Genomic DNA, 21,474 nt, shown 5'->3' with positions numbered 1-21,474 from the left:
TGGGCCGCAGGCACAAATTTGCGTGTGAAAATTCATTTTTCACACTGTTCTCCGTCTACATCAAATTCTTTCATAATATCCTTTACATGTTCCAGCTTCCTGGCTCTGCAGGCATTTGCTCCACAGAAGAGAAGTCCGTCCTTTACATTCCCGTTTACCGCGTTTATGAGAGCCTGCGTGATACAATATGGTGTCTCTGCCGGGTTGCAGGTTATAATACAATTGAAGCACTTCCTTGGAGGTATCCTTCCTTCTGAAGTTCTTCTAGTAAACTCGTTGGAGATAGCCCGTGCCGGCATTCCCACCGGGCTTTTTACGATTATAATGTCATCCTCTGTGGCATCTATATATGCCTGTTTATAAGCCTGTGAAGCGTCACATTCATAAGTCGTTACAAACCGGGTCGCTAACTGAACACCGGATGCTCCAAGCGTGAAAGCGTGCTCCGCATCTTCTCTCGTATAGATTCCTCCTGCGACCACCACCGGGATTTCTTTGCCATGTTCGCTCGCACATTCCGCTACATGCCCGATAATCCTACGGATTTCTCCATCATAATCCAGCTCTTCCATATGGGTAAGCTGTTCGTTCTTAAAACCCAGATGCCCTCCGGCAAGCGGGCCTTCTATCACGACCATATCCGGCAGTCTGTCATATTTCTTCATCCAATATTTTATGATAATCTGTGCCGACTTAAGGCTTGAAACGATAGGCGCAATCTTTGTCCTGGCCTTTCCCACCAGCTCCGGCAAAGCCATTGGCAGTCCCGCTCCCGATATGATGATGTCCACGCCTGCCTCTATTGCTGCTTTTACGTATTCCTCATATCGTTTTGTCGCTACCATGATGTTAACGCCGATAATTCCGCTTCCGGCAATCCTTCTCGCGTTATCTATCTCGTCCTTTATGGCACGCAGATTACACCCTATCGGGTCCTTGCTGAAGCTTTCGCTTTTATATCCGATTTGTGCGGTGGAAATAACGCCTACACCGCCCTGAGCCGCTACCGCTCCGGCCAGCCCGGACAGACTGATGCCTACACCCATTCCTCCCTGAACTACCGGAATCTTCGCCGTAAGGTCTCCTATTTTTAAGGGTTTTAATAAACTATTGCTCATGCTTCCTCCAGGCTGCCTATGGCAAAAGTAAGCTCTGCCTGCACTGCCAGCTTTCCATCCACATACGCCTTTGCGCTGCCTATGCCGATAGGGCCTTTCATTTTAATAATTTCCGTTTCCAGCAAAAGAACATCTCCGGGCACGATTTTTTTCTTGAATTTCGCCGAATTAATTGCTCCGAAATACGCAGTCTTTCCCTTGAAGTCCGGATGAGCGAGCAGCGCCACAGCCCCTACCTGCGCCAGAGCCTCTACTACAAGCACTCCCGGCATGACAGGCTCCCCCGGAAAATGTCCTGCAAAAAACGGCTCGTTATAAGTTACACATTTTTTCCCCTTTGCCTTTATACCCGGCTCCAGTTCCTCTATAGTGTCTACGAGCAGAAACGGGTGCCTGTGGGGAATAATTTCCATAATTTCCTTTGTCGTTAAAACGGACATTTCTCTCTCCTAATGAGTGTTTTTACACATTTCTGATTTATTTTTTTTGATATCAAGTCGAAAATGAACATCTTATTCTGCATACTTTTTTACGATTATAGTGGCATTATGCCCGCCGAATCCAAGAGAATTGGAAAGTGCGTAAGTAAATGTCTCCTCCGCCGCTTCCTTGCAGTAATCCAGATCACACTCTTCATCCGGTACTTGATAACCCACCGTGCGGTGAATATAACCCTCCTCCAATTCCTTTACACAGGTCACGAATTCAAGAGCTCCTGCTGCTCCTAGCAAATGTCCCACCATCGATTTCGTCGAATTGATTTTTATTTTCTTTGCATGACTGCCAAAGGTCTTCTTGATTGCTCTCGTCTCGAATAAATCGTTGTGATGGGTGCTCGTTCCATGAGCGTTAATATAGGTAATATCCTCCGGCAGGATTCCCGCATCCTCTATGGCGAATTCCATAGCCTTTGCCGCACCTTCCCCATCCTCTGCGGGAGAGGTGATGTGATAAGCATCCGCTGTACAGCCGTAGCCTACGACCTCCGCGTAAATCTTCGCTCCTCTTTTCTTTGCATGCTCCAATTCCTCCAAGATGACCGCCGCAGAGCCTTCTCCCATAACAAATCCGCTTCTTTCCTTATCGAAGGGAATGGAGCATCTATCCTTATTCTCCGAAGAGGTAAGCGCTGTCAGCGCCGTAAAACCGGCAACTCCTACGGGCGTGATACTGCTTTCCGTCCCTCCGGCTACCATTATATCCGCATCTTTGTACTGAATGGAGCGGTATGCTTCCCCGATAGAGTTGGTTCCCGTAGCGCAGGCTGTAACAACATTAATATTTTTTCCTTTTAGTCCGAACTGAATGGATACATTGCCCGCCGCCATATTGCTGATCATAAGTGGTACCAGCAGGGGATTGACGCGTCCCGGCCCTTTCTCCAGGAGCTTGGTATGCTCTCTTTCCATAGCCTGCAGAGAACCGATCCCTGATCCCATGGATACTCCTATCTTAAATTTGTCTTCTTTTTCCATATCGATTCCGGCATCCTCAAGTGCTTCTTTGGTCGCAGCTACCGCATACTGACCGAACAGTTCCATTCTTTTGGCCGCCTTAACATCCATGTAGTCCTTCGCTTCAAAACCCTTTACTTCCGCAGCCAGCTTACATTTATACTCGGAAGCATCGAACTTTGTAATCTTATCGAATCCTACTTTTCCTTCCTTCACGCCGGCCCAAAATTCATCCACGCTAAGCCCTATGGGCGTAATAGCCCCCAAACCGGTAACAACTACTCTCCTGCTCATTTCCTTCTCCTTTTTATATTACTTGTTTATAGGTAATTGCGAAACTCGTTACCTTCACCAATTTTATGTGCCATTTCATAACTTAGCTAAAACTTTCCACAGTGTGTCTGTTTTTGCCTCCTTTAGTGAGCGGCTTGTATTTTCTTAAGGAAACCGACCCGTCCGGTTATGACTGCTTCAAGGTTTCCTTTAAAAATACAGCCGCAAACGCCGGAGAAAAAAACAAATCCACCGTGGAAAGTTGTCGATAAATATAATCTGGCACATAAAATTTGCATAATATAATAGTTTCGCAATTACCTAATTACTTATATCGCCATACCACCATCTACCGAGATTACCTGACCGGTAATATATCCGGCCTTGTCACTGGCCAAAAATGCCACCATTTCCGCAATATCCTTCGGCTGTCCGGCACGTTTAAGCGGTATCTGCGCAATAACTGCCTCTCTGGCGGTCTCGCTCATGGACTGTGTCATATCCGTATCGATATATCCCGGAGCTACTGCGTTTACTGTAATGTTTCTACTTGCAAGTTCCTTTGCCATGCTCTTTGTAAGGCCTATCACTCCCGCTTTGGAAGCTGCGTAATTCGACTGTCCGGGATTGCCCAGCACTCCGGATACGGAGGATAGATTTATGATCCTTCCGCTCCTTTGCTTGATAAATGCTCGATACATATGCTTTATCGTGTTAAAGGTTCCTTTTAAATTGGTATCTATTACTGCATCAAAATCTTCTTCGGTCATCTTGATCATGAGGTTATCTTTCGTAATTCCGGCGTTGTTTACAAGAACGTCAATATGTCCGAACAACTCCAGCATATCCGTTATCATTCTTCCGCAGGCTTCATAATCTGCAACAGAACACTGTACCGGCACCGCTCTTCTTCCCATGGCCTCAATTTCTTTCACCACCGCATTTGCTTTGTCCTCACTGCCGTTGTAGTTAACGATGACATCTGCCCCATAGCTCGCCAGCGTAAGAGCGATCTCACGGCCGATTCCTCGGCTGGCGCCAGTTACAAGCGCTACTTTTCCCTCTAACATTCCCATACTTAAATCCTCTCCAAATCATCTATCTTTTCAATATTGACTGCTTTTACATCTTTGCTGATTTTCCGTATGAATCCGCTAAGCGTCTTGCCCGGTCCGATTTCAATAAATGTATCGACTCCATCCTCTAACATACGCTCCACGCTCTGCTGCCATTTCACGGATGAGGATACCTGACGGACTAAGAGCGATTTCACCTGCTCCTTAGCCGTTACGTAATCCCCCGTTACATTGGAAAGATACGAAACCTTTATATCGTGTACCTCGACATCTCTTAGCTCTTCACTCAGCTTTTCTCCCGCGCCTGCAAGAAGAGGGGAGTGGAAAGGTCCACTGACATTCAAAGGAATACATCTTTTCGCTCCTTCCGTCAGCAACTGCGAAGCTGCTTTCTCTACCGCTTCCGCTTCTCCGGTAATTACGATCTGTCCCGGGCAGTTATAGTTGGCTATACTTACAGAACCTTCTATCTTTTCACACGTTTTTTCTATTATGTCCGCCGGGAGGCCGAGTACTGCCGTCATAGCTCCTCCCCGGGGCACGGCTTCCTGCATGTAAATGCCTCTTTTTCTCACTATCCTGAATATATTCTCCGGACTCATGATACCTGCCGCTGCAAGTGCACCGTATTCTCCCAAACTTAAGCCCGCTGTAACATCAGGCCTATATCCTTTTTCCTCTATCGCTTTTAAAATAGCTACCTCAGTCGCGAGCATCGCTATCTGTGTATACTCCGTAATATGAATTCTTTCATTCTCTTCAAAGCAAAGAGAAGCCACATCCAGGCCAGCCGCTTTCTCTGCCAGTTCAAACATCTCTCTGCTTACTGTGAATTGCTCGTAAAAGTCCTTTCCCATCCCAATATATTGCGCTCCCTGACCGGGAAAAATAAAAGCTGTTTTACCCATAATAAAACCTTGCCTTTCCATTTGTCGTTTTATTTTGAATATCAAAGTATTATGTTAAAAAAAGGAGTCTGCCCGTACTGTTCACTCAGCAGCTTAACAGCAAGTGTTAAGCTGCATACCTCATCCCTTACAATTTTAATAATTTTTCCGCCTGCGACATGATTTCCTGAATGATTTCACTGCAGCTCTTTTCTTCTTTTATCAGGCCGGCTATCTGTCCTGCCATAATCGTTCCGTTTACTACATCGCCATCTATCACGGCCTTTCTTAAAGAACCCAGAGTCAGATATTCCAGCTCCTCGAAGGAAGCGCCTTCTTCTTCCATCTTCAAGTATTCCCTCGTCATTTTATTTCTAAGGGAACGTACCGGATGACCCGTGCTTCTTCCTGTCACCTCCGAATCGATATCCTTGGCGGCGAATATTTTCTGCTTGTAGCTGTCATGTACGATAGATTCCTTCGCCGTTGCGAATATCGTACCCATTTGCACAGCCTCCGCTCCCAGCATCATAGCCGCCGCAAAGCCTCTTCCATCGGCGATTCCGCCCGCTCCTATCACTGGAATACTCACGGCATCCGCCACCTGAGGAAGCAAAGACATGGTGGTGGACTCTCCTATATGCCCCCCTGCCTCGGTTCCTTCCGCAACTACCGCATCGGCGCCTGCGCGCTCCATCATTCTAGCCATAGCTACACTGGCAACTACAGGAAACACTTTTACACCTGCATTTTTCCACAGCTCCATATACTTGCCCGGATTGCCGGCTCCGGTGGTGACTACCTTTACGTCTTCCTCTACAATGAGCTTTGCCACCTCTTCGGCATTAGGATTCAACAGCATGATATTCACACCCACCGGTTTATCCGTCAGCTTCTTCGCTTCGCGAATCTGCTGTCTCACGATTTGGGCAGGGGCACTGGCTGCTCCAATCAGCCCCAGGCCTCCCGCCTCGGATACTGCTGCCGCAAGGTGATACTCCGCAACCCATGCCATACCGCCTTGTATAATCGGATATTCGATTCCCAGTAATTTGGTTATTCTCGTCTCCATCTTATGCTTCTACGCCTTTGTTCTTCATATATTCTATTACAGCTCCAACCGTTGTAATCTTCTCAAGATCTTCGGAAGGAATCTCAATACCGTATTCTTCTTCAAAAGCCATGACCAATTCGAATAAATCGAGGGAATCCGCTCCCAAATCTTCTTTAAAGGAGGATTCTTCCGTAATTTCAACACCGTCTAAGCTCAATTGTTCCTGGATAATTTCTTTTACTCTTTCTAACATTTTAATATCTCCTTTTATAATACTTATCTTTTTTTAAATTAGTTTGATATTCAAAGTATATTGTCTTCATATCAATTTGTCAACTGGTTTTTTTACCATCGTTTGACAGGCACACTTCTTAGAGCAAAGAACTCTTTGGCTCATGATATCTGAGTAAAGCTCCATTCCCTCAGTCCTTACCACATGAATCACATCGGCATTCACACCACATCCTTCTCCGATTATGTCACAGGCAATGTTCTCAGCCTCTAATAACTTTTCCTCATTCAGGACGACATTTTCCCTGCCGTCGAAAAGAGCCACATAGAAGACTCCTGACTCTACCAAGTCCTGGAAGAAATGGCTCCCGTAAGATAATTCGGGCATAATTCCTTTTTCGCTATAGGCTATTTCACAGACTGCCAACATATTCATGAGCTCCGTAAAATGCACAGGCACTCCCAGCGAGGGAGTCGTTGTTCCCCATCTTCCCGGCCCCATCAGCATGGCATTTTTCCCCTTAAGCGCCCGGTTAAGCAAGCCGACCTGCCTTGCGATATCGTACTTGTCCTGCTCCTTCAGCTCTAAATATTCCTTGACACTTACATAAACAATGTAATCGATGGGAAGTCTCACATTACCACCCATGAAATTACCGTGAGAGTAGAACAAACATTTTTTCTCATCCACCGTCTCCGGTATATCCACCGTTTTTCCCAGCCCTCGCGTCTGGAGCGGCCGACACTGCAAAAGGTTGACGCGAAATTCGCCTTCCCTGTTAAAATTTGCCGTAAATTCTATATCTACCGGATAATTGTACTTTTCGGCGAGAAGAGTAAGCATCCTTTTCATTACCTCCGGAAATTTAGTTTCCTTCAGTAATTTTCTGAAATTCAGGATAGGCGGAACTCCGGAAACGTCCCTTCCGATTTCGCTAAGCCTTCTCTCCGTCTCGAAATCCCGCACCCAGAACAGGTTTTTATCCGCCTTAATATCGGAGCCTGTAACCTTATTCACGCTTATGGATTCCTGAGTATTTTCCTTCAGGTTCAGCACATCCATATTGTGCTGGGAATATTTCTGAGCTTCCCCGTAACCTATTAACGGCTGCCGCATGGGGTCGTCCAATGTTACAATCTTCACATAATCGCCGATCACCCTGTCCACTGCCCGGGTACCAAGGCCGAACACAAGGCGAAGCATCCCAGCTTCCATATCCACCTCTTTATCCCATACATATAGATTTGAGGAGTTGCCCACTCCTGCCGTATGAGGAAAGAAATAGTCTCCGTAATAGTCTCCCGAAACCCTTTGCACCAGAATCGCCATCTGCTCGTCTCTGTCGGCCAGCCCTCTGTTTTTTCTATAATGCAGGGCATCCTCATTCATGGTACTGGCGTAAACCACCCGGACCGCATCCATAAAATCGTTCAGACGCTTTTCAGGGTCCCCTTGATTCACACAGAATACACTCTCGTATTTTCCCGCAAAGGCATTGCCGAAATTATCCTCTAACAGCGAGCTGGAACGCACGATAATAGGGGACTGTCCATAATATTCCAACATCTGCATGAATTCATCCCTTACAATTCTTGGAAACTTCCCTCCGCGCAGCTTTTCTTTAAGCTCCGGCGCATATGCGAAATACCCTTCTTCGGTTTTCTGCTTCGTCCGAAGCTGCCACCATCCATTTTCCACTATGTAGGTATAATAGATATCCGAGCCGAGATAAAACGAATCATGAGATTCCAGAAGAGGCTTAAAATATGCCTTATCTTCATCACTCCTCGTAATGATCCTCCTCGCCAAAAGCATGCCTACGCTTTTTCCTCCGATAAATCCCGTGCCTATCTCCCTTCCGGCAATCTTAACAATATCGGACAGCTTGAAAAAGCTCATGCACATATCACGCATGCGGGATTCCTTGCCGATGAGAAGGTCGATGAGAAGTCCCTTCATCTCTTCTTTCTCCTTCTCTTCTCCCTCCAGAGCCTCTCTCGCCCTATTTATGGTCACGTGCCAGTAATCCAGCCGTTCCTCCGTCCAGTTGAAGTTAGAAAAAAGCTCCGCCGCCTGAGCGCTGGCTGTAATCGGCTCTACCTCGTCGCCATCGATGTAATGGGGAAAAAACATTGTAGGAGAATACCTCTGCCATACCTTCAGTGGATGAATATAAAACCGGTCGTTTATCTTATATACGTCCAGAAGAAGCTGCGTCGTTTCACGAATGGTCGCAATCGTATCATAGGTATGCACATTTCGCTTAATAGCAAAATAAGCAATAGTATCCAGCTCATACAGATAAGGGCAGGTTACCCTGAAAAAGTTGCCCGTCATCAAATCAGAGTACCAGAAAGCCAACAGCTCCGTCAGACAATCGAAAACATAAAAGGCTTTCACTCCCTCTTCCCCGATAATGCGGTGAATCATGGTAGCAAAGCCTTCAAAGCCCATGGCTGGATTGAGCTCATAGATCTTGATACCGGTCAGGTCCTCCACCACTTGTCTGTGTGTTCCAAAACGAAAATAGATAATATTACGGTTATCCTTTCTCGCCTGTTCGATATAGGGCGCAACTACATAACAGTAATCCTCGATAGAGTCTACCTGCCATACTACATTATCTCCCAGACGAAGCATATCTATGGCCTTGTCGAAGCCCTTCATTCCCGTACTGACACTATCCAATATTCCCATAGCGGTCCCTCCTGCATTATCTGTTTCCAGTGTATAAGCCAAAGTTACTGTTCACTCCGTTCACAGTAACGCATGATTTCTGCATGTAGATTCGCTACGCGAAGCAGAAATCATCTCTTGCATCACATTCTTACGTAGCTTAACAGCAAGTGTTAAGCTACTGTGTGAACAGTAGCAGCCGAATTCTTATTCTGTTTTTTCTAAAAGCATATTGTATACATCACGCTTTCCAATTCCTCTGTCTTTTGCAACGAGCTTCATAGATTCCTTTCTCTCTATTCCTTGATCTTCATAATACCTCATATGCTCTTCTACAGGCATTTCCTTCCAGGAAAGCGCGGCTTCCTCTTTCTTCTCCTCCAGACTCTTTCCCTGAATGACCAGTACATATTCACCCCGAGGTTCGTTCTCCTCATAAAAGGTAAGTGCCTTTTCGATGGTCATAGGCAGGATGGTCTCGAATTTTTTCGTAAGCTCCCTGCATATGGTGATTTTACGCTCTCCCAACGCTTCATAAAGCTCTTCCAGCGTCTTTCTTAAATGATGGGGAGCTTCGTAGATAATCATCGTCCGGCTCTCCGCCGACAGCTCCTTAAGTACAGCTTTTTTTTCCTTCTTATTATCGGGCAGAAATCCCTCAAAACAAAACCGCCTGGTGCTTAAACCCGATAGGGTAAGCGCGGTAATACACGCCGCAGCCCCCGGAAGAGAAGTTACGACGATTCCTGCCTCCTGGCAAAGCGCTACCAAAGTTTCCCCCGGATCTGAAATTGCAGGTGTCCCTGCATCGGTAATGAGCGCTACCGTTTTTCCCTCTTGCATCTGTCCGATAAGATAATGCGCCTTTTCCACCCGGTTGTACTCATGATAGCTAGTCATCGGTGTTTTTACACCGAAATGATTTAACAGCTTAATGCTGTTTCTCGTATCCTCCGCCGCAATCAGATCCACACTCTTTAGGGTATCTATTACCCGAAGCGTTATATCGTCCAGATTTCCGATCGGCGTAGCACACAAATATAATATTCCCGCCATATTGATAACCGTGCCTTTCTCATAACCTCCTAATATCCGTAAATATCATATATTTCCGGCATATAAACTCCAGGCTCCTTGTATACAATCAGAGGCTTTTCTACCGTGATCCTCGGCCTGCCGCCACGGTTCGCTTCTATGAGAACCATATTCGGCTCCTTATCCACATACGGATATACAAGCTGCATACGCTTCGGCTCCAGCTTATACTCATGAAGGAGCACCATAATTTCCGCCAGCCGAAAAGGTCTGTGCACCATGAAAAAATTACCGCCGGGCTTAAGAAGTCCTGCTGCCTGCGATACCACATCCTCTAAGGTGCACAATATCTCATGGCGTGCAATCGCTTTGGGCTCCCCAGGATTCTGCAACCCATGGTTAGAGGTCATGTACGGAGGATTACATGTAACAACATCAAAAGAAGCAGCTCCGAATAACGTCCCTGCCTCCTTTAAATCTCCCTGCACAATAACAATCTTATCCTGAAGATTATTAAGCGCCACACTCCGCATCGCCATATCGGCACTTTCTTCCTGAATCTCCAGCCCTGTTAAATGGGCGGCCCTGGTCTTTGCCTCCATGAGTATAGGTATAATCCCAGTTCCCGTACCCAGATCGAGAACCCTGTCACCCTCTCCCGCACGGGCAAAACCGGACAAAAGAACAGCGTCCATCCCAAAGCAGAACTTCTCAGGATTCTGAATAATCTTATAGCCGTTTCTTTGCAGTTCATCCAGCCTTTCCTTTTCTTTCAGATTAATTGTCATCCAGTTTAGATTTTCCTTCCTGCTTTTCCAATTTCTCCAATTCCTTAAGCTGTTCGTCGCTCACTTCCACCTTCGTATTCTTATGCTTCTTCTTAAACCTGAGCTGATTTACTTTATATTCCTGAATTTCTTTCTCATCGTCCTTTTCTATGATTACCTTCACAAGCTGCCTTAAGACATTTACGCTCTGTACCTCGCCCTTGTAACCATCTTCAGTAGTCACATAATCGCCTACGTTAGGAAGCTTGCGGTTCAAATCCTCATATGTTTCCTCTTCATTTTTCAAGCAGCACATCAAACGCCCGCAAACGCCCGATATTTTAGTAGGATTCAGGGAAAGATTCTGCTCCTTCGCCATCTTGATGGATACCGGTACGAACTCGGACAGATAGGAATGGCAGCAAAGCGCACGCCCGCATATGCCAACTCCTCCCACGATTTTCGTCTCGTCTCTGACACCGATCTGACGGAGCTCGATCCTCGTCTTGAATACCGCTGCCAGATCCTTTACAAGCTCACGAAAATCTATGCGTCCATCCGCCGTAAAATAAAACAATACCTTATTATTATCGAAGGTATATTCCGCGTCGATGAGCTTCATATCCAGTTCATGCTTTCTTATCTTCTCGAGGCATATTTTGAATGCCTCTTTTTCCTTAATCTTGTTCGCCGCCTCTTGTTCGCCGTCTTTTGCCGTAGCGACGCGCAGTACAGGCTTCAAAGGCTGAATCACCTTCTCCTCCTCCACCTCTCTGGGATCGCCTACCACCGTTCCGTATTCGATTCCTCTGGCGGTTTCCACGATAACATGCTCGCCTCTTTTTATACTCAAATGGCCGGGATCAAAAAAATAAATCTTTCCTGCCGTCCTAAAACGTACACCTATTACCTTTACCATTTAACAGCTATCCTCCTTTTCCCATGAGTGTCTTTTACTCTTATGAGTGTCTTTTACTCTTATGAGTGTCTTTTACTCATTAATATCAGGAATTCTCCTTGACCGTCAGGAGCAGAAGCTCCATGGTCAGATCGAAGTTTACATTTGCATTCAAGCGGTTCTTTGCTTTTTCAAGCGCACTTATTACCAGCTCAATCCCTTCGTAAGTGCTTCTGTCCGCTACCTTTCTAATATACTGTATTTCCTCCCTGAAAATCAAGTGATTTGCATCGTTTGTCGCCTTGAACATGAGTACGTCTCTATACCAAATGGACAAAATATCCATATAATCGTTCACATCCAGTTTATATTCGCCAATTTTCTTGATTGCCGCAACAATTTCGTTTATTTCCATATCATTAATATATTTTAAAAGTGTAATCGCTTCTTCCTTTACGTGCTCGAAATCTTCACTGGAAGCTAAAAGCTTCGCCTTTCCGATATTGCCTCTGGCAAAAGCCACACAGATATCCGCCTTATAATCCGGCACCTGCATCGTTTCCATCAAAAAACGCTTTACCTGCATATCCTTCACCGGCTTCATATTCAGCGCTACACACCGGCTCTGAATCGTAGAAAGCAACGACTCCATATTTGTTGTCAAAATTAAAATTACCGTATACTCCGGCGGTTCCTCCAAGGTCTTCAGCAGAGCATTCTGTGCCTGAACTGTCATCTTCTCGCCTTCATTTATTATATATATTTTACGGGGGCTGCTATAGGGCTTAATTGCAACACTTCCGTTAATTTGTCCTCGAATATCCTCCACGCCTATCGTTCCCGGTTTCTCATGCGTCACATAGATGACGTCCGGTTGATTTCCCGTAGCCATCTGCTTGCAGGAACGGCACACACCGCAGGGCTCCACATTCCCTGAAGGAATATCATTATCCTGAGTCTGTGTTTTTTCACACTGCAAAGCCGCCGCAAATATCCCGGCAATAAATTCCTTCCCGGAACTTCTTTCCCCATTGATGATATACGCATGGGATACCTTATTTAATTTAAGGGCATTCTGCAAATGCTCCTTCAGCTGTTCCTGCCCGATAATATCCGTAAATCTCGCCATCCCGAACCTCCGTTTTATCACAATGTCTATTTTAATTATAGCTTTTTTAAAAAATACTGCATCAAGTAAATATATCCAAAAGTAATCCCCTGATTTCACCGATTTTACTCAGGATACTCAGATTGTCCTTTTCCTCTTTTACCAGCTCCTGCGCCAACTCATCCAGTTTCTCATCGATTAAGCGTATGATACCGTATACCCGGTGACGTCCCCGCTTGTCCAAAAAGTTCTCTCTTGTAAAAGAATGTGAATGACTGACTACCTCATTCATAAACTCTTTAATCAGACCGCGGTACTTCTTCATATCCTTTACATCGCGCCGCTTGGAAAGCTTATCGCCCTGCATGGTAATCTCCTCCATAAGAGAGGTAAGTCTTGCCTGCAGTTCTTTCTCCTCGATATGGCTGACAAGAGTAAACTTAAAAGTACCGTCCGCAGACTGCTGTTTTTCCACCGGCTCTGCCGGAACCGGATTCATAACCTGATTTACTTTTATATCCATATCTGCCTCCTTACGTAAGCATTTGCTTATAGTATTTCCTCGATGTACTCTTTAATCTCTTTTAAGCAGCGTTCCAAATCGTCGTTGTAAAAGCGCCTGTCTATGCCCGCTTCCTTTACCTTCTCTTCGCTGAAATCTTCACAGTCTGCAAGGTATCTGCGGCACAACTCCTCATAACCCGGATTCTCCTGCTTTTTTTCCCGTTCAAGAGCTCTGGCAAGTCTGACTCCGTCGTCCACCTCTATGAGTACCGGAACAATATTATCCTTCCCCAAAAACTCGCACAGCTTGTTATAAGCCTCCAGCGTTCCTATCACTGCATAGTTTTGATGCTTTAAGTCAATTTTTCCGTCATCCACCGTAAAATAACGCCACGGACCATAATACGTATCATAGGTTCTCTCCTCTATGATCTTTCTGTCCCTCGATAACTTACGGTAACCCTCTTCATCGGTAAAAAAGTATTCCACACCGTTTACTTCTCCTCCGCGGATAGGCCGGGTGGTATAAGGAACAAGGGTTTTAAGGCCCAATTCCTTATCCTCCAGAATCTTTTGAAAAATTGTATCCTTCCCCGTAGAACTTTTCCCCATAAAACAGATAAATTTACCCATTGAAATTTTATACCTCGATGACGCGAATCATATTTGTCCTGCCCGAAATACCCAGCGGCACTCCTGCGGTAAGCACGACAATGTCTCCCCTCTTCACATAGCCCGCTCTTTCTACGGCATGGGTAGCTTCTTCGAACAAATCGTCCGCTTTTTCCTCTTTTTGGATCAATACGGGAATCACACCCCATGACAGATTGAGCTGTCTGCACACTCTCGGATTTACTGCGCATGCGATAACCGGGCATTTCGGCTTATATCTGGAAATCATGCCTGCCGTAAAGCCCGACATCGTTACTGTGATAATGGCCGATGCATTCAATTCGGAGGCAGTAGTGCATGTAGCGTGGGAAATCGCTGTGGTGATATCAGGGTTTTCACACCTGTTTCTTCTCATCCGGGAATCATAATCAATGTCTTTTTCCGTACGCTCTGCAATTCTTGCCATGGTCTTTACCGCTTCTACCGGATATAAACCTGCAGCGGTTTCTCCGGAAAGCATGATTGCTGTAGTTCCGTCATAAATAGCGTTGGCGATGTCCGTGGTCTCCGCACGGGTAGGCCTGGGATTCTTGATCATGGATTCCAGCATCTGCGTCGCTGTAATTACGTGCTTGCCCTGTGCCACGGCCATTTTAATCATCCGCTTCTGCAATACGGGAACCTCCTCGATAGGTACCTCAACGCCCATATCGCCTCTGGCTACCATAATACCGTCAGACACTGACAGAATCTCTTCTAAGTTCTGAATTCCCTGCATATTTTCTATTTTGGAAATAACCTTCATCGTACTGTGGTGCTCGTCCAAAATCTTTCTTATTTCTAATACATCTTCTTTTGATCTGACAAAGGAAGCTGCAATAAAATCATAACCAACCTCACATCCGAAAATGATATCCGCCCTGTCGGTGTCACTGATATAAGGCATGGACAAAATGGCGTTAGGTACGTTGACCCCCTTATGATTGGAGACCGGACCGCCGTTTACTACGGTACAGATTATGTCCTCACCCTTAATATCGGTTACTGTCATTTCAATCAGGCCATCGTCGATCAAGATAGACATACCGACAGAAACGTCCTTTTTCAAGTTCTTATATGTAATGGAAGCTCTCTTGGAATCTCCCAGCACATCCTCGGTGGTTAGGGCAAATAGTTGTCCGGTTACGAGCTCCGTTCTGCCGTCCTTGAAATCGCAAAGGCGGATTTCCGGGCCCTTTGTATCCAAAAGCGTGGCTACCGGAAGCTTCAGTTCCTCGCTTAATCTTATTACTCTGGCTAATTTCTCCTTATGTTGCTTATGCGTTCCATGGGAAAAGTTAAAACGGGCAACGTTCATGCCTGCTAACATCAACTCTTTCAATTTTTTTTCGCTCTCGCTGGAAGGTCCTATCGTGCAAATTATTTTAGTTTTTCTCATGTTACATTTATCTCCTTTTATTCAACTTTTTCTTTGATTCGTTAACACTTTCCAGTACCTTAAGCATTCCATCCTGCGCGCCTTGTACATGCAATCCTGCGCGGAGATATGAATCGATCGCTTCCACCGTACCGCCCTCTATTTTTTCTCCGGGCACCACAATTGGAACTCCCGGAGGATATAAGTTAATAAATTCGGCGGACGTCCTGCCCTGCGCTTCCCGAACCGGTATATAATGATACCCTTTTTCGTCGGATAACGCAATCGCTTTTGCAATAGACATCATTATTTCCAGAGGAGCCAAAACCCTTTCCTCCTGTATATCCGCAACAGACGCCGTTATTTCGTTATCGATTTCCAATAAAGCCTTCGCAAGCCGTTCCAGGCCCTCCTGTCTGTCTATCGGAGAAAGCATTGCCAAAACATAGCCGTCTGCCGCCATCTCCAGCTGGAGGTGATACTTCTCTCTTAGAATATCGTAGAGCTGCTGCCCCGTCAATTCTCCGTTCTTTATGGAAATCACTACCTTCGTGGGATCCATGACCTGCATACGGCAGTCAGGAATTCTCTGCATGTCCATAATCTCCAAATATCTGCATCCCGCAATCTCTTTTATGAAACTGTCGCGGTAATCCAACAACTGTTCTAAAAGCTGCCGTCCTTTCGTTTTCATCAAATTCATACATGAATCGATAGAAGCCATAAGGACATAGGAAGGGCTGCTGGTCTGGAATGCCTTGAGATACCTCTTAAGACGCTCTCTGTTCACCAGTTTCCCATTTACATGCAAAAGAGCTGTCTGTGTCATGGCGGGCAGCGTCTTATGAACGCTGTGTATCACTATGTCAGCACCCTGCCTTACCGCATTTTCCGGGAAGGCTTCATGAAAACCGAAATGTGCTCCGTGGGCCTCGTCTACAATCAGGGGCTTTCCATATCTATGTGTTATATCGGCAATTTTCCCGATGTCGGATACCACTCCTTCATAGGTGGGAGAGGTAATAATTACCGCCGCTATATCCGGCTGTTCCTCCAAGAGCCTTTCCACGCTCTCGGGAGCTACTGCGTCCGCAATGTTGTACTTTTTCACTATGTCAGGATATAAATAGGACACCTGAAGCTCCTGCAGATAAACAGCATAATACACCGACTTGTGACAGTTCCTCGCCACTAAAAGCCGGTCTCCCCTTTGTGTCACTGCGAAAATTGCGCTGAGTATCCCGCAAGTGCTTCCATTTACGAGGAAGAATGTCTCTTCCGCGCCATAAAGCTTCGCCGCCTCCTGCTGTGCTTTTCGTAAAATTCCCTGCGGTTGATGCAGGTTGTCGAATCCGTCTATTTCCGTAATATCGATTCCGTATGCCGCCTCCAAGGCGCGGCCACACTTTCCTACAGCATTTCTCTTATGCCCCGGCATGTGAAAGGGGTAATAGTCAGAATCTCTGTATTTTTCAAGTTGTTCAAATAAATCGCTCAATCTTTTATCCTTACGGGTGTTCCGTACTTATTATGAGTGTTGTTTACTCATTGTGAGTGTTCTTCACTCATTGATATTGCACTTTCACTTTGATACCGAGCTTTGGCGCTCTTCTTTCCCAATACTGCTTCCCGTCTCCCCGATGCAAGCGTATCGTCTCCAAAAGGGAGCAGTATTTATCCGCAGTAGTCACTATCCACGCCTCGCGGCACTGGGGCGGAACTACTGTAAGCGGCCACATATGCTTCTTGATAATATCCCTTTCTCTGGGAGTAAGCTTATATTCTCTTGAAGCATTCCTAAGCGCTATTCCCGGATGGTAGAAGCCGTGCAGCCGCTTTCTGTTCTCCCTTTGCTTGTCGTGCCAGTCGTAAAGAAAATAATCGTGAAGCAAAGCTCCCCGTACCAGTTCTCTTTGGCTGCAATTAATTCTCAGCTTTTTACTGATGGCTAGGCTGTATTTGGCAACATTGATACAATGGTTATTCACGCTCATATTTCCATGCTGGATATGCTCGTTTGTCTTCTTGAAGTTGTCGGAATCCAGAATGTCCCCACCGTGCTGCTTCAGCAGATTGTTCAATTCTTTTTGCTTATGAAAAGCTTCCTGCAGCTTCTCTCTTTTCTTTTCACTTTTTTTCACTGTGTCTCTCATCTCGCATTCAATCTCAGCTTTCTTGATTTTACAAGCCTTTATATCGAATTACTAATTAATAATAACATACAACTGGGAATCCGGTATATATATATTCGTAAATTATTTTTGCATTTTCTAGTGGAAGATTTATACAACCGTGAGAACCGTTAGTCTCGTATATCTGCCCGCCGAAAGAGCCGCGCCATGTGGCGTCGTGCATTCCGATATTTCCGTTAAAAGGCATCCAATAGTTCACGGGCGTCTCATATCCCTCTCCCCGAAGAACCGCATTCCTGGCCTTGTAGGTCAGACCGTAGACTCCTGCAGGCGTATTCCAGCCTCTGGACGCATTTCCTGAAACAAAATCGCTTTCTACAATAATAGCACTTTCCACATACAAATACAGGTGTTGGTTGCTCAAATCGATTTCCACATAGCTGTTTCCGATGTCCTGCTGTCCGGGCGCTGCTGCCGTATAGCTGTATGCCGGCTCCCGGCTCTGAGTTTCCCCATTTTTCACAGCCGCGGTCAATGTTTCTATTTCGGCCTCCTTATCGGTCTTCCAGCCATATGCACCGCTTTTCAATTCGATTTCCCGGCCGTCCGTAGTATGAAATATGCGGTTCTTCCCGTAGGTATCATACAGCTCAGCCTGCTCTGTCACGAATTCCCTTATCTTCTCTTCGTCCAGGGTTGCCGAATCCTTCGTTATGACAATCCATCCGCTTATTACATCTCCATCCACCACTACATCGCTTCCATTCCAGTTATAAATAATATTGGCTGAAATGTATTTATTAGCCTGAACAGCCAGCTCATTTAGTGTTTTATCGTCCGCATTCACCTCTGCATACCGGTAGCAATCTTTTTCATCGAGGTCCACCGAGAACTCCATTCTGTTTATCGCTTCTTTGATTACTTGTGCCGTCTTCTCCTTTACTATGTCCGTTCCCGGGCTGCTGTCCACAACGATATAGCATTTTCCCTCTGAGGAATATGTGAGATAAGCGTCGCTGGGCGCCCTGATGTTCTCCGTTTTAAAAAAGGTAAGACCGTCTATCTTTTCGTCCAGTATTTCTTCATTATATTCTACTAATTGCGGTATGTCATAGGAATATTCCTTAAAAAATCCTAAAATCCACAGCAGAGGACTCTGCTCTCTCTTTATGTTTATAAGAGAATCGTCGAATATGTATTCCATATCTATCTCAGCCGGCAGAATTGTATCATACATTCCCTCTCTTCCCTGAATCTCAAGAGAATATTTCTGAAACTCTTGGTACATGATGGCCTCTGCCTCCACCGGTGTCTTATAACTGTAATCGTCTCCATTTATTTTTGTATGATAATAATAGTGATCTTCAAAAAACAGAGAAAAACCGGCATATGTAGCCGCTATCAGTATAACGCTCACAATCACCACAGTAGCTGCAATTTTCTTCCATAATGACTTTTTTCTCCTTTCCATGTCCCTTCTCCCCTATCATTTGTCTCTCTATTTTATGTGAATATCATTTGAATAAGCACCATATAACATATTGTTCCCAAACCTACCGAAATCAGTATATTTTTTTTCCATAAATGTAAAATTGCCACAAGTGCAACGGAAATCAACTCTGGAAATCCATGCGTCCCTTCCATAATTTCGATATTTCGCAGACAATATATAACCAAGGTAGCCATAATCGCTTCGGGAAGAAATTTCCCTAAATAATGTATGGTCTCGGGCACCTGCCTGTTGCCACCGAACAAAAGAAACGGAACAGCGCGTATCAAGATCGTGCAGGCCGACACTACCGCAATAATTGCAACCGAATGTATAACGTCCATATGAATAATCTCACCTTTCTTTCTATTCTTCCGTTCGGATACAGGATGCATCCTGCATCTGTGCCTCTTTACCGTCCAGATGTTTTCTTGCCGCAATCAAGATGATAACGGACATAAGAAGAGACGGAAGGATAAACCTGTCAGCCCCGAATACGAATAAAAACAGCAGGGACATCAAAAAGCCTGCGGTTGCTGGAATATGAGATTTGCTTTCCCGCCACTGCTCCACCACAATCGCTACGAACAAAGCGGTCATGGAAAAATCAATTCCCGTTGAGTCAAAGGTGATGAGTTGTCCTGCCAGTCCGCCGATTACTGAGCCCGCAATCCAATAGCATTGGTTGAAGAAAGAAATAAGAAACATTACTTTCTTTTCGTTCATTTCGGGGGGAACCTTGGTCCTGCACAGCACGGAATATGTTTCATCCGTCAAAGAAAACACCATATAGGGGTATACTTTTCCCATACTACGGTATTTTTCGATAAAAGAAAAACCATAAAAGATATGTCTGCCGTTAATGAATAACGTCATGATTGCCGTATAAAAAAGGCTTGCGCCTCCGGAAAGCAGCGTAACCATTACAAACTGCATGCTTCCCGCATAAACGACCACACTGATCGCAAATGCCCACATAAAATGATATCCCGCGTCTTGCAGCATCAGCCCAAACGCTATACCTAAAAATATATAACCGAGCATAACAGGAATCGAATGCCTGAATGCATATTGTATACAGGATGTTCTTTTATCTCTTTCCACTGAAAATCACCTCAAAATTCATTTCATTGTATCATTAATAGGGCAATTAATCAATGTTGGAATATGCAGGTAGCCAAGATAAAAACGATTCCTTTCACACTGGAAATAGCAATGTTGACGGTTATCTATATGATATAAAGATACTGAGTTTCGAAGACTTGCATAAAAGAGAGTTCGTTTCGGTGCCATTATGGGATTCGCTTTATTGTGAAAACATGCAGATTGGATGAGTATACCATAAATGAATGGGTATCAGCTGAAGTATTAAAAGCCCTTAACTGATACCCATTCACTCTATGTTTCAAGGAAATGGCAATAGGACAATTCTGAAGAAAAACTGCTTCTTTTGAACAGTCGATAATATTCACAACATAGCTTAGTTCCCATCCCTATCGTATCAGCAAAGCTCACTCCAAACAGTATTTTTCAACCGTCTAGTCAGTGATGTTGTTCCCGCATCCTTAAGCTGGAAGGTAAGCAGCATTGTCAGTTTATCCTTCGGGCTGTTCGCGAAATATGCGCCAAGCCAGCCGTCCCAGCCGTATTCCCCTTTTGTTGTCATCATACAAGCCTTTCCTGGCTGTGTCACAATGCGCAAAAGATTCGCATATGTATGTCCACTCAATCCCTCCCATCCCTGCTCCAGAACGTCTTGCTGCCACGGCAGCAATTCTGCCTGCGTCATATAACGTACGGTCTGTGGCTTGATAATCTGTCCGCCTGCATAGCTGCCCTCGGCTAGAAGCATCGATGCAAATTTTTCATAGTCATCCAGGGTGGATACCAGACCTGCTCCGCCCGATTCAAAAGCCGGCGGTTGTGCCATTGCATTAGGAACCCCCAGATGACTGTCTGCATACAAAATCAGTCCGTCCGGAGTTCTTTCATATACCTTGGCCAACCTCTCCTGCTTTTCCTGCGGTACATGAAATGCAGTGTCCTTCATTCCCAGAGGTTCAAAGAATTCTTTTTTTAGAAATTCACCGAAGGGCACTCCGCTTATTATCTCGATAACAGCACCAAGCACGTCTGCAGAGGCTCCATACTGCCATGAATCCCCCGGATGGAAAGCCAGCGGCACAAGCCCCAGGGAATTGGCAATTTCCACTGTAGTAAGAGCATCCTTCCCTAACAGCCTTTCACTGACTTTATGGAACAGCTTCTCCGTTTCTATGGAACTGATGCTTGTTGTATCGCCGCCATAAACCAGTCCTGAAGTCATATTCAGCAACTCGCAGATTCGCATCGGACGCCTTGCCGGAGTTCTTCCCTTCCCTTCTGCAACGGACGCATTGTGAAAGCCCGGCAAAAAGTCCTCCACAAAACCGCCCGGATCCAAGAGCCCTCGCTCCATCAAAAGCATTGCCGCTGCAGCAGTCACAGGCTTTGTCATGGAATAAAGCCTTGCTATCGTGTCCCTCTCATAAAACTTTTTCTCTGCTCTGTCTGCATAGCCTGCCTGTGCATATGCAATTTCTTTTCCCTCTTTCAGTATCAGTATATTTGCTCCGGCGATTTCCTCATTATCCACAGCCCGGAGTAACAGCTGTTCTAATTTTCCACTTAATGTTTTCATAAATACCACTCTCCTATTCGTTGCCGATTACTAAAAACATTATACCATAAGAAGAAATACCG

The 21,474-nt window shown here is 45.4% G+C and carries 21 protein-coding genes; all 21 read right to left on the bottom strand.

Annotation, left to right across the window (positions count from 1 at the left end; genetic code table 11):
- Window positions 1-32: 32 nt before the first annotated feature.
- The 21 genes from V6984_RS00680 to V6984_RS00580 all read right to left on the bottom strand — a co-directional run bounded on the left by V6984_RS00680 (window position 33) and on the right by V6984_RS00580 (window position 21,412).
- On the bottom strand, window positions 33-1,118 hold the full coding sequence (locus V6984_RS00680) for a nitronate monooxygenase (protein ID WP_342757904.1): 1,086 nt from the start codon (window positions 1,116-1,118) through the stop codon (window positions 33-35).
- Window positions 1,115-1,558: a 3-hydroxyacyl-ACP dehydratase FabZ gene (fabZ, locus tag V6984_RS00675; protein WP_342757903.1), complete on the bottom strand. Its 444-nt coding sequence runs from the start codon at window positions 1,556-1,558 to the stop codon at window positions 1,115-1,117. Before fabZ ends, V6984_RS00680 begins: the two co-directional genes overlap by 4 nt.
- A 72-nt stretch (window positions 1,559-1,630) precedes the next feature.
- Window positions 1,631-2,866, bottom strand: a complete 1,236-nt coding sequence (gene fabF / locus V6984_RS00670) for a beta-ketoacyl-ACP synthase II (RefSeq protein ID WP_342757902.1) — start codon at window positions 2,864-2,866, stop codon at window positions 1,631-1,633.
- Window positions 2,867-3,174: 308 nt separating this feature from the next.
- Window positions 3,175-3,915 carry a 3-oxoacyl-[acyl-carrier-protein] reductase gene (gene fabG / locus V6984_RS00665; RefSeq protein WP_342759916.1) on the bottom strand — a complete coding sequence of 247 codons (741 nt, stop codon included), beginning with the start codon at window positions 3,913-3,915 and terminating at the stop codon, window positions 3,175-3,177.
- Window positions 3,916-3,923: 8 nt separating this feature from the next.
- Window positions 3,924-4,829, bottom strand: a complete 906-nt coding sequence (fabD, locus tag V6984_RS00660; RefSeq protein ID WP_342757901.1) for an ACP S-malonyltransferase — start codon at window positions 4,827-4,829, stop codon at window positions 3,924-3,926.
- Window positions 4,830-4,956: 127 nt separating this feature from the next.
- Window positions 4,957-5,880, bottom strand: coding sequence for an enoyl-[acyl-carrier-protein] reductase FabK (gene fabK / locus V6984_RS00655; RefSeq protein ID WP_342757900.1), 924 nt, complete (start codon window positions 5,878-5,880; stop codon window positions 4,957-4,959).
- Window position 5,881: 1 nt separating this feature from the next.
- Window positions 5,882-6,115, bottom strand: a complete 234-nt coding sequence (acpP, locus tag V6984_RS00650) for an acyl carrier protein (RefSeq protein ID WP_342757899.1) — start codon at window positions 6,113-6,115, stop codon at window positions 5,882-5,884.
- Window positions 6,116-6,181: 66 nt separating this feature from the next.
- Window positions 6,182-8,791: a PEP/pyruvate-binding domain-containing protein gene (locus V6984_RS00645; RefSeq protein WP_342757898.1), complete on the bottom strand. Its 2,610-nt coding sequence runs from the start codon at window positions 8,789-8,791 to the stop codon at window positions 6,182-6,184.
- A 186-nt stretch (window positions 8,792-8,977) separates the two neighbouring features.
- Window positions 8,978-9,826, bottom strand: a complete 849-nt coding sequence (gene rsmI, locus V6984_RS00640) for a 16S rRNA (cytidine(1402)-2'-O)-methyltransferase (protein WP_342757897.1) — start codon at window positions 9,824-9,826, stop codon at window positions 8,978-8,980.
- Between the two features lie 29 nt (window positions 9,827-9,855).
- A complete protein-coding gene (locus tag V6984_RS00635) occupies window positions 9,856-10,593 on the bottom strand; it encodes a tRNA1(Val) (adenine(37)-N6)-methyltransferase (RefSeq protein ID WP_342757896.1) in 738 nt (245 codons plus the stop codon).
- Entirely contained in the window at window positions 10,583-11,491 is a 909-nt protein-coding gene (locus tag V6984_RS00630; protein ID WP_342757895.1) for a stage 0 sporulation family protein, read from the bottom strand. The genes V6984_RS00635 and V6984_RS00630 overlap by 11 nt, the downstream gene beginning before the upstream one ends.
- A gap of 85 nt (window positions 11,492-11,576) precedes the next feature.
- Entirely contained in the window at window positions 11,577-12,599 is a 1,023-nt protein-coding gene (locus V6984_RS00625; protein ID WP_342757894.1) for a DNA polymerase III subunit, read from the bottom strand.
- Window positions 12,600-12,660: 61 nt separating this feature from the next.
- Window positions 12,661-13,101 carry a YaaR family protein gene (locus V6984_RS00620; RefSeq protein WP_342757893.1) on the bottom strand — a complete coding sequence of 147 codons (441 nt, stop codon included), beginning with the start codon at window positions 13,099-13,101 and terminating at the stop codon, window positions 12,661-12,663.
- Window positions 13,102-13,127: 26 nt separating this feature from the next.
- On the bottom strand, window positions 13,128-13,715 hold the full coding sequence (locus V6984_RS00615; RefSeq protein ID WP_342757892.1) for a guanylate kinase: 588 nt from the start codon (window positions 13,713-13,715) through the stop codon (window positions 13,128-13,130).
- Window positions 13,716-13,722: 7 nt separating this feature from the next.
- On the bottom strand, window positions 13,723-15,132 hold the full coding sequence (gene pyk, locus V6984_RS00610) for a pyruvate kinase (RefSeq protein ID WP_342757891.1): 1,410 nt from the start codon (window positions 15,130-15,132) through the stop codon (window positions 13,723-13,725).
- 7 nt (window positions 15,133-15,139) lie between these two features.
- Window positions 15,140-16,609, bottom strand: a complete 1,470-nt coding sequence (locus tag V6984_RS00605; RefSeq protein ID WP_342757890.1) for an aminotransferase class I/II-fold pyridoxal phosphate-dependent enzyme — start codon at window positions 16,607-16,609, stop codon at window positions 15,140-15,142.
- A gap of 67 nt (window positions 16,610-16,676) precedes the next feature.
- Window positions 16,677-17,264 carry an HD domain-containing protein gene (locus tag V6984_RS00600; RefSeq protein ID WP_342757889.1) on the bottom strand — a complete coding sequence of 196 codons (588 nt, stop codon included), beginning with the start codon at window positions 17,262-17,264 and terminating at the stop codon, window positions 16,677-16,679.
- A gap of 55 nt (window positions 17,265-17,319) precedes the next feature.
- A complete protein-coding gene (locus V6984_RS00595) occupies window positions 17,320-18,714 on the bottom strand; it encodes a L,D-transpeptidase family protein (protein ID WP_342757888.1) in 1,395 nt (464 codons plus the stop codon).
- Between the two features lie 32 nt (window positions 18,715-18,746).
- Window positions 18,747-19,076, bottom strand: coding sequence for a branched-chain amino acid transporter permease (locus V6984_RS00590; protein ID WP_342757887.1), 330 nt, complete (start codon window positions 19,074-19,076; stop codon window positions 18,747-18,749).
- 22 nt (window positions 19,077-19,098) lie between these two features.
- Window positions 19,099-19,776, bottom strand: a complete 678-nt coding sequence (locus tag V6984_RS00585; protein WP_342757886.1) for an AzlC family ABC transporter permease — start codon at window positions 19,774-19,776, stop codon at window positions 19,099-19,101.
- Between the two features lie 457 nt (window positions 19,777-20,233).
- Window positions 20,234-21,412: a serine hydrolase domain-containing protein gene (locus V6984_RS00580; RefSeq protein WP_342757885.1), complete on the bottom strand. Its 1,179-nt coding sequence runs from the start codon at window positions 21,410-21,412 to the stop codon at window positions 20,234-20,236.
- Window positions 21,413-21,474 lie beyond the last annotated feature (62 nt).

It is taken from the genome of Kineothrix sp. IPX-CK (assembly GCF_039134705.1).
Taxonomy (GTDB): Bacteria; Bacillota; Clostridia; order Lachnospirales; family Lachnospiraceae; genus Kineothrix; species Kineothrix sedimenti.
The sequence above is the reverse complement of the archived record's forward strand: the minus strand, read 5'-3'. Positions and strand labels throughout refer to the sequence as shown.

Coding starts and splice junctions, on each gene's coding strand:
- V6984_RS00620 (WP_342757893.1), bottom strand. CDS start 13,101: ATGGATATAAAAGTAAATCAGGTTATGAATCCGGTTCCGGCAGAGCCG.
- V6984_RS00680 (WP_342757904.1), bottom strand. CDS start 1,118: ATGAGCAATAGTTTATTAAAACCCTTAAAAATAGGAGACCTTACGGCG.
- fabZ (WP_342757903.1), bottom strand. CDS start 1,558: ATGTCCGTTTTAACGACAAAGGAAATTATGGAAATTATTCCCCACAGG.
- pyk (WP_342757891.1), bottom strand. CDS start 15,132: ATGAGAAAAACTAAAATAATTTGCACGATAGGACCTTCCAGCGAGAGC.
- fabF (WP_342757902.1), bottom strand. CDS start 2,866: ATGAGCAGGAGAGTAGTTGTTACCGGTTTGGGGGCTATTACGCCCATA.
- V6984_RS00630 (WP_342757895.1), bottom strand. CDS start 11,491: ATGGTAAAGGTAATAGGTGTACGTTTTAGGACGGCAGGAAAGATTTAT.
- V6984_RS00615 (WP_342757892.1), bottom strand. CDS start 13,715: ATGGGTAAATTTATCTGTTTTATGGGGAAAAGTTCTACGGGGAAGGAT.
- V6984_RS00635 (WP_342757896.1), bottom strand. CDS start 10,593: ATGACAATTAATCTGAAAGAAAAGGAAAGGCTGGATGAACTGCAAAGA.
- V6984_RS00590 (WP_342757887.1), bottom strand. CDS start 19,076: ATGGACGTTATACATTCGGTTGCAATTATTGCGGTAGTGTCGGCCTGC.
- rsmI (WP_342757897.1), bottom strand. CDS start 9,826: ATGGCGGGAATATTATATTTGTGTGCTACGCCGATCGGAAATCTGGAC.
- V6984_RS00595 (WP_342757888.1), bottom strand. CDS start 18,714: ATGGAAAGGAGAAAAAAGTCATTATGGAAGAAAATTGCAGCTACTGTG.
- fabD (WP_342757901.1), bottom strand. CDS start 4,829: ATGGGTAAAACAGCTTTTATTTTTCCCGGTCAGGGAGCGCAATATATT.
- V6984_RS00580 (WP_342757885.1), bottom strand. CDS start 21,412: ATGAAAACATTAAGTGGAAAATTAGAACAGCTGTTACTCCGGGCTGTG.
- V6984_RS00585 (WP_342757886.1), bottom strand. CDS start 19,776: ATGCTCGGTTATATATTTTTAGGTATAGCGTTTGGGCTGATGCTGCAA.
- V6984_RS00625 (WP_342757894.1), bottom strand. CDS start 12,599: ATGGCGAGATTTACGGATATTATCGGGCAGGAACAGCTGAAGGAGCAT.
- acpP (WP_342757899.1), bottom strand. CDS start 6,115: ATGTTAGAAAGAGTAAAAGAAATTATCCAGGAACAATTGAGCTTAGAC.
- V6984_RS00645 (WP_342757898.1), bottom strand. CDS start 8,791: ATGGGAATATTGGATAGTGTCAGTACGGGAATGAAGGGCTTCGACAAG.
- fabK (WP_342757900.1), bottom strand. CDS start 5,880: ATGGAGACGAGAATAACCAAATTACTGGGAATCGAATATCCGATTATA.
- V6984_RS00600 (WP_342757889.1), bottom strand. CDS start 17,264: ATGAGAGACACAGTGAAAAAAAGTGAAAAGAAAAGAGAGAAGCTGCAG.
- fabG (WP_342759916.1), bottom strand. CDS start 3,915: ATGTTAGAGGGAAAAGTAGCGCTTGTAACTGGCGCCAGCCGAGGAATC.